The organism is Streptomyces gamaensis (assembly GCF_042656465.1).
GTDB lineage: Bacteria > Actinomycetota > Actinomycetes > Streptomycetales > Streptomycetaceae > Streptomyces > Streptomyces gamaensis.
In genome coordinates, this window is record NZ_JBHSPB010000032.1 from 43,438 (window position 1) to 55,621 (window position 12,184).

Here is a 12,184-nt window from a genome sequence, read left to right on the forward strand (position 1 = left end):
ATGGGGTGCGCTGGCCGAGGGCGAAGACGCGGATCGCGCTGGAGACGGTCTTTGAGCGGCCGGCCGCTGATCTGGGTTTCGTCCCGCCGCCCGGCTTCCGGGAGGAGGATCCTGTGTACCGTCGTGCTCTCCTGCGCGCGGCCCCGGCTGCTGCTGCGGCCGCTGCTGGCCTTGTCCCGGGGGCGGGCCGGGCGGGCCCGTCGCGAATCGGTCTGTCGGACGTGGACCGCCTGGAGACGCTGCACGATCAGTTGGTCGCGGCGGACGACCAGGCGGGCGGCACGGACGATGTCGAGCGGCGCGCGGCCGCTCTGGCCCAGGAGGCCATCACTCTGCAGAACTCTGGCTCGGCGTCGGGGCGGGTCCGCTCACGTCTGTATGCGGCGGCCGCGCACTTCACGGACTCCGCGCTGTGGGCGGCGATCGACGACCGCCGCCTGGCGGCGGCCGAGGGCTATGTGAACCAGGCGATCGCGCTGGCCGCGCTCTCCGGCGATCCTGCGACCGTCGTCCCCGTGTGGGGACATGCCGGATCGCTCTACCGTCACCTGGGCCGTCCCGCCGACGCCCTGGCCGCCTCCGAGGCCGCGCGCAGTACCCAGGTCGCCCGCAGCGACCACCTGTATGCGTCGCTGACGTACGCGCGCCTGGCGGTGGACCAGGCGTACACCGAGGGACCCGTCACCGTGCGGCGCAGTCTCGACGCGGCGCAGCGGGCGCTGTCCCGTACCGACCCGGACCCCGGCGGTCGGCCAACGTGGATGCGGTTCTTCGACCGCGCCGAACTCGAACTGCTCTCCTGCGCCACGCTCAGCACCCTGCGCTGCTGGGACCAGGCCGAGGCCCACGCCCACGCCACTCTCGCCCACCTCAAGCCGGGCATGCTCCGCAATCGCGCCCTGGCCGCAGCCTATCTGGCTCGCGCGCAGCTGCACCAGGGCGACGCTGGCCACGCCGTGGCCACCGCGCGGACGCTCGATCCGGCTCTGGTCCACGGGCGTACCGCGCACGTGCTCGGCGACTTCACGGCCTGTCTGCTCGACACCGCACCCGCGAGCCGCCCCGCCCGGGAGTGGACCGCCCACCGGAAGGAGACCCTGCATGCCTGATGCTCTGGAGTTCCGCCGCAGCAGCACTGTGGAGGAAGTACGCCGGACGATCCTCGACCTGCACGCCGAGGTCCGCGGCGACTTCGGGCTCCTGGACCACCCCTTCAACACGGTCGCCCGCTTCGACGAACGGCTCCTCGTCTACGCCCGGCGCCCCGGCTGGCAGACGGTCATCGCCCGGACTCCGGCGGGTGAGCCGGTGGGGTTCTGCTTCGGGACCCCGCTCGCTCCCGACACCCGCTGGTGGTCCTCAGTGACCACCCCGGTCCCCGACGGGTACACGACCGAGACAGGCTCCCGCACGCTGGCGTTCCAGGAGATCTGCGTCCGCAAGCCCTGGCGCGGCCGGGGGGCCGCACGGCGCCTTCATGACTCGCTCCTTGCCGGGCGCACCGAGGAGCGGGTGACGCTCCTGGTGGACCCGGAGGCCGGCGGCGGCAAGGTCCGGGCCGTCTACCAGTCCTGGGGCTATGAGCAAGTGGCCAGCCAGCAGCCGTTCCCCGACTCGCCCGTCTTCGCGTGCATGACACGCCCGCTGCGCCTGGCCGAGCGGTAGGGCCGGTGCGGCTCGGGTGTATTGGGAGGGTGTCTGCGCCCGTCACGGCGTGAGCCCGGCGGTGCTGCTCGGGTCCGGGCTCTTGGTGGGCTTCACGGCTTCTTGCAGAGCGTCCTGCCGACCATCCATGAACGCCATCAATCGCACGGGTGACGGATGGGCTCCGGCCTCAGCAGGTCCGTCAGACTCGCAGCTGCGAGTCTGACGGACCGGTAACCATTGACCGGTGCAGCGCGGTTGCCTGCTCCCACGAGGCATCGCCGCTCCTCACCGCCCGTAGATCACGAACAGCGTCCGCAATGGACGTCAGAACCATGGGCGAGACGGCCCTCACCTGGGTGTGTGCTGGAAGTACGGCGGCTGCTGCGCCGATTGAGAGGTCCGTCACGAAAGATGGGTCAAGGGACGAAAAGTTTTGTCTCGGCGTGGAGTCCTGCCGTATCGACTCCGTCGTAGAGGCTGACGGCCCCGCCTTCCCATTTGACGAAGAGGTCGTTGGGGACCTGGTTGGCGGTGAAGGCGCCGGGCGTGAGGATGTCGGCGTATCTCCAGACGGATTTGGCGGGCCGGACGTTGTGTTCGGTGCCGATTCCGGCGGAGGTGCTGCCGCTGTAGATGGTCATTTCACCGTCGTACCAGCGCACGAGGAGGTCGTCCGTGGGTTTCCCGGTGAAGTGGCCGGCGGCGATGCGATCGGCGTACGGCCAGGTGGTGTTGGCTTTGATGACCTGTTCCTCGCCGCGCAGTCCGTTGGCGTCGGTGTCCGGGAACAGGGTGACCCTGCCGTTGTCCCAGACGACCAGGAGGTCGTCGCGCAGGGTGCTGCCGGTGAAGTTCCCCACCGTCAGCTGATGGGCTTTGGGCCAGGTGGCGTTGCGGGCGGGGGCGAGGCGTTTTTCGCCGGTGAATCCGTCGGGGCTCACGTGGGTGTACTGGGTGAGTTCTGCGTCGTCCCAGCGCACGATCAGCCCGTCGGGGCCGGAGCCGGTGAAGCGTCCTGCGCTGAGGGACACGGCGTGTGTCCACAGCCCCTTGGCCGGGGCGAGGCGGTGTTCGGCGGCGAAGGGGTAGCGGGGGTCGTTGCCCTCGGCGCCCTGGTAGAGAGTGACTTCACCGTCTGACCATTTGACGATGAGGTCCATATGACGCGACGTGCCGGGGGAGCCCCCGGTGAAGTAGCCGGCGGTGGACAGCCGGGCCTGCTTCCAGGGCTGGGCGGCGAAGACCGGGGCGTAGGCGATCTTCTGGACCCACGGGCCGAGGTCGTCGGCCCGGGTGTCGGTGGCTCCGTCCTGTGGCGCGTCGGAGCCCAGGCATCCGTTCTGCCAGGAGGTGCTGTGGACGGCGACCAGCTCGGTGCGGCCGTCGGTCACACGGATGGCCGGGCCGCCGGTGTCGCCCCGGCAGATCGCCGTCTTCTCCGGACCCTGACCGGCGAGTTCGACGGTGCCGTCATGGACCGCGGTCACGGCCATGGAACCGGTGTGCAGGCGCGTGGGGACCCAGGTGTCCTTGGTCCGGCCGTAGCCGGCCACCTGTAAGGACTCGCCCGTGGCGGGAGGGGCCTTGGCCAGGGCGACCGGGGTGATGCCGGAGACGGGCTTGGCGAGTCTGGCCATCACCAGATCCCGGTCGGGGTGCGGGACCAGCTCCACGATGCCGACGACCGAGCCGGTGCCGCCGTTCAGGTCGGTGCGGCCGATGGTCGCGGTGCTCTTCAACTTCGGCGCGCCGGCCGGAGGGTGGGGGTTCGCCGTGGGGACGTCGACGAAGCAGCTCCCGGCGGTGAGGATCCACTGCTTGTCGACCAGTGCGCCGGAGCAGGAGCGCAGCCCGCCTATGTCGATCTTGGCGGTGAATGTGTACGTTCCGTCCGTGGCCGCGTTCCCGACGACTGCGGAGGCGGATGTCGGCAAGGCCATGGCCAGGAGCGCGGCTGCGGACAAGCCTGCCAGCCGAGCGGTGAGGCGTCTGCATCGAGGCATACAACAGATCCTTTCCACAATGCGGTGGCGACGGGAGGGTGAGCCGGGAACCTACGCGGCTGATCCGTTTCTCCCGACACCGATCTCGATCAGGGAGTGCTCGTGGGCTTTCGGATCGGTGGATTCACCGACCGAAGTCCACCGGTCCGCGGGAACCCGGACCTCCTGGCGCTTGCCGTCCGCGGCCGTGAGGACGACATCAGCGGTGCGGCTGGCGCTGCCCTTGACCAAGTAGACGGCCGGGATCTCCAGAGAGAGGTAGCCCGAGCTGGCGGTGACGCGGAAGCAGGTCTTACCGGTCCTCCGGGACCACACCTCCATGAGGCCCGGGGAACTGCCGCACTCGGCCAGGACGATGTGGCCGTCGCCGCGCTTGAGGGCGATGCCCTTCGTTTCCTTGATCTTGGCGGCACCCGGATAGCTGAAGTCCTCGATCGCATACCCGGGTTGGCTGTCCGAAGCGCTCACCATCGGCGCACGGGGCGTGGGGGCGTGGGAGGCGGCAGAAGGGTCGTGCGAGGCGGTGGCGGTGACGACCGTGGTCGCGCAGGCGAAGGCCGCCGTACCCATGACAGTGATCCATCGTGCGAGACTCATGAATGTCCCCTTGTATGGAGGGCTGGTTGAGCACGGGTACGCAAGATTCAAACATGGGCTTGTGCTCTGTACGGCAGGACAAAGACAGCCTTGCGCAACTGACCTATCTCATAAGGGCCTTGACTCACTACTCGTGCCCTTGTAGCTCTCTCGGCGCGCACCAGCAGTATCCCGCCCGCCCCCGGCGCGCCAGTCACCCGTTCCGACTCGACAGACAGGTGCGGACCATCGGCCAGGCTGGCTCTCTCGGCCTCGATGGACTGGCCGGATCACGACTTCGGCCGCCTCCATCCCTGTCGCCGGTCCGGGCCGATGGGTGTTTGAATACCCAGGCCAGAAGACTGTTGGGGGGCGTGTGTCTCATGGTCTGCTGCCAGTACGACGTAGTCGGTTCCGACTCTGGGCGCGGTCAGCGGCCCCGACGAGTTGTGGCGCACCGGGGGGGCAACTGCGCCCACGGACGCACGCGGGTTGTCACCGGTGGCTTCTACGGAGTCGTACGGGCGTCACGATCTGTACGGCTACAGCGGCCGGGTCAGGTCCGTCACCCGGGCGGCCACTGGACGGCCAGGAGGAATGGCAGGCTCAAGCCCCCACCGCGCAGCCGGTAATCCGCCGACGGGGACTGGGCCTTGGGCCGTGTTCGCTTCATCAGGCGCTACTACAGCCGCTGACCCCCTCTGATCCTCTCTTTCCCAGGGGCGTCCGGCCGATCGCTGGGACACCCCTGCTCAACTGAGAAAGGGCTGCTTGCCTTGCCAGGGACATTCATGAGCAGACGGCGTGTCCTGGTCTCCTTAGCCGCTATCGGTGCCGCCGCCGCGCCTATCGCCCTTGCCCCCGGCCTGGCCTACGCTGCCGGACCCGAACCTGACTCGTCCCGACAGCTTCCGGACACCAACCGCGGCAAGGCTGTCTCGGCCTACTGGACCGGCAGGCGGAGTGCGCGCGAGGCCGCTGCTTCTGTGACCGGTGCCCCGTTCAATCTGCCCGACGCGGACAGGGCCAGGGCCGTCAAGGCCACCCGTGCCGTGGTGCGTATTCCCGTCTGGAATGGAGCAACCCTGTGATGACTCGCCGCTCGGCTCGCCCTCCAGAACCCATAGGTTCCCGGTACCGGCCCTCTGCCAGCTCGCGGAGACGGCCCAGACGGGTGGCAACCGTGCTGGGGGTGGCAGCGGCCGTCCTGGGCACGAGCGTGGCGCTGCCCCTGCCCGCCCAGGCCGATGCCCCGCCCTCACTGAACCTGAGGGGCCAGGTGGTCGAGGCGTGGCAGACCGGTGGCCAGGCCACGAAAGAAGCTGCCGCCCGTGCCCTTGTCGGCGACGACGGGGACATCGCCAAGTTCCTCAGTGAGGGCAGACGACGGGCACAGAGCGAGGACGAGCGTATCGCCATCGCGTCCGTGCTACCCCTGGCGGGCCGGTCTACGTTCGCCGCGGCGCAGAAGGCGCTGGATGGCGGGGACAAGGAACTCGACGCATTCGTCACCGAAGGCTATAAGGTGCCTTTGCAGGAAGACAGACGTGTCGTCGTGGCCACCGTTTTGAACAACGGTGAACGGGCGGTGAAGGAAGCCGCCCAGAAGGCTCTGGACGACGGTACGGAGAAGGCGCTGCAGGGCTTCATCTCCAGCGGCCGGCAAGTGGCGCAGCAGGAAGACGACCGGGCCAGGACCGCCACCTTGCTGGCCAATGGCGGCCCGGAGGTGAAGAAGGCCGCCCAACGAGCTTTGGACGGCGGACCGGAGGCGATTACCCGGTTCCTCACCCACAATCTGGAGATCGCCCGCGCCCGGGATACGGAGACGATGACCGTCCAGCAGCTCGCTGCCGTTGCCGAAGAGGCGGGCAAGCGGGCCAAGACGGAGACGGACGGGGCCAAGGATGCCTCGGAGAAGGCGAAGAAGGCTGCGGCGTGGGCCAAGACCGCGGCGCAGAAGGCCGCCGAGGAGACCGCCAAGACCAAGGGCGACGCGGCGAAGGCCGGTGAAGCCGCCGGGCGTGCCGCTGATGCCGCCACCGGCGCGGCCCAGGCCGCCCGCACCGCGATCGCCGCCTCCAACACCGCCCTGGACGCCGCCCGCACTGCCGCCAGCGCTGCCTCCGCCGCTGCGACCGCCGCCGCAGCAGCAGGCGAGGCCGCCTCCCGCACCTACCGGGCCGCCACCTCCGCCTCCGCCAACGCCGCCGACGCGCATGCTGCGCGTCAGGCGGCCGAGACCGCACGCAATGCCGCCGCCGGAGCCCGCACCGCCGCGGCCGCTGCCGGCCACGCTGCGGACGCCAGCGATGAGGCCGGACGCTCTGCCCGCTCCGCTGCGGCCGCCGGACGCGACGCGGCCGCAGCAGCAGCCGCCTCCGCGGACGCGGCCCGTGACGCGGGAGCGGCCAAGGCCCAGGCCGCGCGGGCCCGTAAGGCCGCCGACCGCGCGCAGCGCGCCGCCGACGCAGCAACCAGTGCCGCCGACCGCGCCACCGCCCTTGCCGCGAATGCCGCCGAAGCCGCGCGCGATGCCCAGCGTGTGGCCACCAACGCCGCCTCTCACGCGGAAGCAGCGGCCAAACAGGCCGATGAGGCCGCCAAGTATGCGGGCCAATCCCGCGACTACGCCAACCAGGCCACCGCGCATGCCAAGGCCGCCCGTGAGGCCGCGGACACGGCCACGGATGCCGTCGCCCGCGCTGCCAAGGTCGCCGAACTCGCCCGGGAAGCCGACCAGGCCCGCATCGCCGGTGAGATGAAACTCGGTCTGCAGCAAGCCGCTGACCTGAAGAAGACTTCGGACGCCAACCAGTGGTGGCTGCAGCAGGAGCGGACCACGCAGCAGCAGACCGACACGGCTACCAAGGATTTGATCAACCAGGCCCAGCACCTTGCCGATCCGCACCAGGCCGCCCAGACCGCACGCAAGGCCGCCGTCAACCTTCTTGCCTCCCCCGGCACATGGACGCGGCAGGCCGCGGCTGGTGCCCTGTCGGGCACGGACGCTTCCATGACCGCCTGGCTGCACAATGGCTACATCCAGGCCCTGCAACAAGACGACCGCGAAGAGATCCAGTACCTGTCCACGATCGGAAGCGCCCCTCTGGCCGCTGCTGCGGCCGACACCCTCAACAACGGTGACCCCGCCAAGATCGAACAGTTCCTCACCGCAGAGTTCATCGACACCCAGGCCGAGGACTTCCGCGTCAAGACCGCCCACATTCTCCACGGCGCGAGCAAGGCCGTCACCGAAGCCGCCAACAAAGCCCTCGATGACGGAAGCCCCAAGGCTTTGTACGACTTCCTCCTCACCGGACACGCCGCAACCCAAGCCGAGGACGACAGGGCCACCATCGCCAAACTCCTCAACTCCGGTGGCCCTGAGGCAAAATCGGCTGCGCAGCAGGCCCTCGAAGGGCCCACGTGGATGCAGCACGACTTCGTCACCCGCGTCCAGTACATCGCCGCCCAAGAGGATGCGGACGCCGCCGCCCACGAAGCCGTGATCCAGTCGGCCATCGCCGCAGCCGCCAAGGTGGCCTCGACCGCGCAGAAGCAAGCACAGGAAGCCTCCGTCGCCGCCGCCAAGGCCCACCAGGCGGCCGATGAGGCCGAACAGTGGGCAGCCAAGGCCCGCAAGTCCGCCAAGGATGCCGACGGCTACGCCAAGCAGGCCCAGCAGCACGCCGACGACGCGCAGAATTTCGCCCAGAACGCGGCCCACTCGGCCCAGCAGGCCCAAGACGCTGCGAAGACCACCCGCAGCGCGGCACGACAGGCCAACTACTCCGCCAACCAGGCAGAAACCTCGGCCGCACAGGCAATCCAGTCAGCCAACAACGCGGCCGCAGCCGCCGACAAGGCCCGCCAGGACGCAACCGCCGCCCACAAGGACGCCGCCGCCGCAGAACAGGCCGCCGGCCAGGCCCGCACCATCGCGATCAAGGCACGACAGCGGGAACTCGTCGAAGCAGCTGCCCGCGCCGCGCAAAAGGCCAAGGAGAACGCAGAAAAGCACATCGACCCCGCAGACAACCCGCGCAACGATAGTGCACCGACGGTCAACTGGGGAAAGCAACCCAGCGACCGCTATCAACAGTTCAACACCATGCAAGGCTGGTTTGGCGAGGCCTCCAGCATGATACCCAGCGAAGACACCAATATCCGGCCTGTGCTTGCTGCTCGCGCATCCCCGGCCTCATTTCTTGGCCGCGTGTGGAAGGGCTTCAAGGACGCGGCCAGGGATTCCATCAAGGGTGCGATCACAGGCCTGGTCTCAGGATGCCTCTTCGGTTTAGAGACCGGCTGCATCCCCGGTGCTGCTATCGGCGGAGTGGCGGGAGGGATAGGAGGGTTTGCCGCGTGGGGCTACGGAGCGGCTACGGAGCATTAGCAAGAATTTGTCTAAGAAGCCGTTGTCTTTCCGGATTTGAGGATTGAGTTTCCGCTGTTCAGGCATGGATTCGGTGTCACCGCAGGAGAGTTCGGGCGATCAGTTTGTTCTCGGTGATGCGGAGTTGACCGATGCCGTCGGTGATGGGGTTGCTGGAGGAGCGGGAGGCGGCTGCCCGGGTTCGGGCACAGAATCTCCGCGCGGAGATGGAGCGGATCACGGCTGAACTCGCTGACAAGGAAGCGGTGTTGGAACGGCGGGTGGGTGCCCGGACGGAACTCGCCGAGGCCCTGGCTGCCGGCGGCGAACGAACACAGGCGCCCGCTGCCGGTGCGCAGGAGGCACCGGTCATGGCTGAGAGGTTACCGGCTCCGGTTGTGGGGTCCGTCGTGCCGCGCTGGCACGAGGAGGCGACGGTGGGCGCGCTCGCGGTGGGCTACCGGCGGATCGTCGAGCTGGTGGAATCCGGTGCGGGTGACGGCGAGGGGATCTCGGCGAAGCAGCTTGCCGCCGGGCTTCGGCTGGAGCTGGTGCCCGCGAAGATCGAGGGCGTGCGGTCCAGGGCGAGGCTGCTGGCTGACGGCGTCGCCGTCGGGCCGATTCACGCGGCGGCAGCCCACCGGTCCTGCCCGGACCGCGTGCGGGACGCGCGCTGGGCGAGTCGGCGGCTGAGGAGCATGGCCTGGGAGAGGTAGATGACCGCCTCGCTGGAGGCGGTCAGTGTCTCGAAGTCCCGTACCAGGCGGGGCGAACCCGTCAGCCGCCTCAGACTCCTCTCCACCATCCACCGTCTCGGCAGTACCACGAACCCTGACACATTGTCCGAGCGTTTCACGATCTGCAGCGTGAGTTGCAGTTTCTCCTTCGCCCAGGTGACGAGCCGGCCGTGGTGGCCGCTGTCGGCCCACACCAGCGTGATCGCGGTGAACCGCTCGTGCAGGCGGGGCAGCATGGTGTGGGCGGCCTGGCAGTCGGTGACGTCGGCGGTCGTCACCAGCACCATCAGCAGCAGGCCCAGACAGTCCGTGATGACGTGTCGGCGCCTGCCGTTGATCTTCTTGCCACCGTCATAGCCCCAAGCGACTTATCGGACGAGCAGTGGGCTCTGATCGAGCCGGTGATCACCGCGTGGAAGGACCGGCGCTGCTCGGTCAGCGGCCATCAGGGCGCCTACGACATACGGGAGATCGTCAACGCGATCCTCTACAGGGGCCGGACCGGGTGCCAGTGGGCCTATCTGCCGCACGATCTGCCGCAGAAGAGCGCGGCGTACTACTACTTCGCCGCCTGGCGGGACGACGGAACCGACCAGGTCATCCATGAACTCCTGCGCTGCCAAGTACGGGAGCGTGCACGCCGATTAGAGGACCCGACCCTGGTGGTGCTGGACACGCAGAGTGTTCTGGGCGCGGTGGATCGCGGCGAAGTCGCTGCCTGTCGGCGTACACCTGAACGTGGCTCTGGCAAGATTTTCGTAGCCGGAGATCATCTTGGTGTGGTGGTCGGCCGGTCCGCGTAACGGGCAGCCTCTGGTTGTGTGCTGTTGAACTGTCGTACCTTTTACCGCACTTGGCGAAGGTGCTGGTGGTATCGGTCGATGCGTCCGGTCCTGTTGTGGTGGTCCGGGCCCTGACGCGGTCGTGTGCTCCGGCGGGGTGTACGGGCTGCGGCACGCTGAGCGAGTGGGCCCACAGCCGCTACGTACGGCACCTCGCCGATGTCGCGATCGGCGGCCGGCCGGTCCGGATCGACTTGAGCGTGCGCCGTCTGTACTGCGAGAACCCGGCCTGCCCGAAGGCGACGTTCGCCGAGCAGGTGCCGGGACTGACCGTGCGCTACCAGCGACGCACACCGCTGCTCCAGCGCCTGGTGGAGACGGTCGGGGTGGTGCTGGCCGGCCGGGGCGGGGCCCGGATGCTGCGAGTCCTGGACGTCACGCTCTCGCGGTGCACCGTGCTGTCCCAGCTGATGCGTCTGCCGCTGCCGCCCCTGGAAGTACCCCGGGTGCTGGGGGTGGACGACTTCGCGCTGTACGGCGGCACCTACGGCACCCTGCTGGTCGACGCCACCACCCGGCTGCCGCTCACGCTCTGGGAGGGACGGGACGCCGGGCAGCTCGGCCACTGGCTCCGCGCGCATCCCGGCGTCGAGATTGTCTGCCGCGACGGTTCCCTGGCCTACCGGCAGGGCATCACCGACGGAGCCCCCGACGCCCTTCAGGCAAGCGACCGCTTCCACATGTGGCAGGGACTGTCCCGGCGTGTTCAGGATGTCGCCGCCGCCCACCGCAGCTGCCTGCCCGCAGCACTGCTGGCCGCCGAGGAGCCCGGACCTCCGCCGGACGCTGTGGCAGCAGCAGGCACTGCCGCGGACACCCGGGCCGGACGGCACGCCAGAAGACTGTTCGAGGCCGTGCACACCCTGGCCGACACCGGCCGGCCCGTCGCTGCCGTGGCCCGGGAACTCGGCCTGGACCGCCGCACAGTGCGCAAGTACGCCCGGGCCCGCACCTGGCAGGAAGTGATGCGCCGCCCGCCCCGCAAACCCTCCACCCTGGACCCCTACCTCGACTACCGGCAGCAACGCTGGGACGAGGGCGAACACAGCGCGAAGATCCTCCACGAAGAACTCCAGGCCAAGGGCTACCTCGGCCACTACCAGCGCGTGAAGATGGCCGTCGCGCCCCTGCGGCGCGGACTGCCTCTGGATACACCGCGCGAACGACCGCCTTCCCCGCGCGAGGCCACACGCTGGATCACCACCCGCCCGGACCGCCGCAGCCACCAGGCCACCGAAGGCCTGCACCGACTGCTCGGGCACTGCCCGGAACTCCGGCACACCCACGACCTGGTCCGCCGGTTCGCCGCCATGCTCGACCACCGCGACGCCGCCCTCCTGCCCACCTGGCTCGATGACCTCACCAGCAGCGGACTGGCGCCTCTCGCTGGTATCGCCGGAGCCCTGCGCGAGGACCAGCAGGCCGTCACGCAGGGCATCACGACCCGATACAACTCCGGGGTCAACGAGGGCCGCATCACCGACGTCAAGCTGCAAAAACGCCTGATGGCCGGACGCGCTGGCGTCGCGCTCCTCCGCCACCGGGTCGTTCTGATCGCCCACTTCCGCCGCCGCTACGCGGACCGGCCGACCACCACACCAAGATGATCTCCGGCTACGAAAATCTTGCCAGAGCCAGCAGAGGTCGTACGTCGACACTGCCGTCCGCGGCCATGCCCTCAGGGGAGGGTGTGGTGGGTTTGCTAGTGTCTCGTGATCCTTGCAGTGTCACTTGAGGCTCCCTGTCTCGTTGAGCCTGACGTGAACCTCCGTCTCTCCCTTGAACAAGTGGAAGATTTGCGGGAGTTGTTGGCCTCTCGCAGTGTTTCGGCCGATGTGGCCCTGCGTGCGCGGATCGTGCTCTGGTCCAGTGAGGGACGGCGCCGGAAGGACATAGCCGAACTCCTCGGGATCTCGGCGCGGACGGTGGACCGCTGCAAGGTCCGGTATGCCGAGCGGGGCCTGGCCGGCCTGGAGGACAGGCCCCGCCGGCGAGGGCGTG

At 69.1% G+C, this 12,184-nt stretch carries 9 protein-coding genes and 1 pseudogene; 7 read left to right on the forward strand and 3 right to left on the reverse strand.

The annotated features are described in order from the left end of the window. Window positions 1-221: 221 nt before the first annotated feature. On the forward strand, window positions 222-1,109 hold the full coding sequence (locus ACFP1Z_RS31530) for a hypothetical protein (protein ID WP_390321163.1): 888 nt from the start codon (window positions 222-224) through the stop codon (window positions 1,107-1,109). Further along, a complete protein-coding gene (locus tag ACFP1Z_RS31535; protein WP_390321164.1) occupies window positions 1,102-1,665 on the forward strand; it encodes an N-acetyltransferase in 564 nt (187 codons plus the stop codon). The genes ACFP1Z_RS31530 and ACFP1Z_RS31535 overlap by 8 nt, the downstream gene beginning before the upstream one ends. Window positions 1,666-2,063: 398 nt before the next feature. Here ACFP1Z_RS31535 and ACFP1Z_RS31540 read toward each other — a convergent pair whose 3' ends face one another. Both ACFP1Z_RS31540 and ACFP1Z_RS31545 read right to left on the reverse strand, forming a co-directional pair. After that, window positions 2,064-3,587: a S1 family peptidase gene (locus tag ACFP1Z_RS31540; protein ID WP_390321166.1), complete on the reverse strand. Its 1,524-nt coding sequence runs from the start codon at window positions 3,585-3,587 to the stop codon at window positions 2,064-2,066. A gap of 114 nt (window positions 3,588-3,701) precedes the next feature. Continuing rightward, the gene (locus tag ACFP1Z_RS31545) at window positions 3,702-4,247 is read right to left on the reverse strand and encodes a hypothetical protein (RefSeq protein ID WP_390321167.1); all 546 of its coding nucleotides are present in this window, start codon (window positions 4,245-4,247) and stop codon (window positions 3,702-3,704) included. Between the two features lie 1,171 nt (window positions 4,248-5,418). On the opposite strand from ACFP1Z_RS31545, the gene ACFP1Z_RS31550 reads away from it, so the two are divergent. Together ACFP1Z_RS31550 and ACFP1Z_RS31555 are read left to right on the forward strand one after the other, a co-directional pair. After that, window positions 5,419-8,625: an ALF repeat-containing protein gene (locus tag ACFP1Z_RS31550; protein WP_390321169.1), complete on the forward strand. Its 3,207-nt coding sequence runs from the start codon at window positions 5,419-5,421 to the stop codon at window positions 8,623-8,625. Window positions 8,626-8,756: 131 nt separating this feature from the next. Next, a complete protein-coding gene (locus ACFP1Z_RS31555) occupies window positions 8,757-9,320 on the forward strand; it encodes a hypothetical protein (protein ID WP_390321170.1) in 564 nt (187 codons plus the stop codon). On the opposite strand, the gene ACFP1Z_RS31560 is transcribed toward ACFP1Z_RS31555, so the two are convergent. Next, window positions 9,227-9,679, reverse strand: coding sequence for a transposase (locus ACFP1Z_RS31560; RefSeq protein ID WP_390321175.1), 453 nt, complete (start codon window positions 9,677-9,679; stop codon window positions 9,227-9,229). The two genes, ACFP1Z_RS31555 and ACFP1Z_RS31560, sit on opposite strands and share 94 nt — an antisense overlap. A 15-nt stretch (window positions 9,680-9,694) precedes the next feature. On the opposite strand from ACFP1Z_RS31560, the pseudogene ACFP1Z_RS31565 reads away from it, so the two are divergent. The 3 genes and pseudogenes from ACFP1Z_RS31565 to ACFP1Z_RS31575 all read left to right on the forward strand — a co-directional run. Then, window positions 9,695-10,037 (forward strand): annotated as a pseudogene (locus tag ACFP1Z_RS31565) (transposase); the annotation flags it as partial. Window positions 10,038-10,209: 172 nt separating this feature from the next. Further along, complete coding sequence (locus ACFP1Z_RS31570) at window positions 10,210-11,790, forward strand: ISL3 family transposase (RefSeq protein ID WP_390321171.1); 1,581 nt, start codon at window positions 10,210-10,212, stop codon at window positions 11,788-11,790. A 228-nt stretch (window positions 11,791-12,018) separates the two neighbouring features. Further along, window positions 12,019-12,184, forward strand: a 166-nt coding sequence (locus tag ACFP1Z_RS31575) for a helix-turn-helix domain-containing protein (protein ID WP_390321176.1), incomplete at its 3' end; no start/stop codon positions are given.

Excerpts from the sequence above, each read along its gene's own strand:
- ACFP1Z_RS31540 (WP_390321166.1), bottom strand. The coding sequence starts at position 3,587 with ATGGCCTTGCCGACATCCGCCTCCGCAGTCGTCGGGAACGCGGCCACG.
- ACFP1Z_RS31545 (WP_390321167.1), bottom strand. The coding sequence starts at position 4,247 with ATGAGTCTCGCACGATGGATCACTGTCATGGGTACGGCGGCCTTCGCC.
- ACFP1Z_RS31535 (WP_390321164.1), top strand. The coding sequence starts at position 1,102 with ATGCCTGATGCTCTGGAGTTCCGCCGCAGCAGCACTGTGGAGGAAGTA.
- ACFP1Z_RS31555 (WP_390321170.1), top strand. The coding sequence starts at position 8,757 with ATGCCGTCGGTGATGGGGTTGCTGGAGGAGCGGGAGGCGGCTGCCCGG.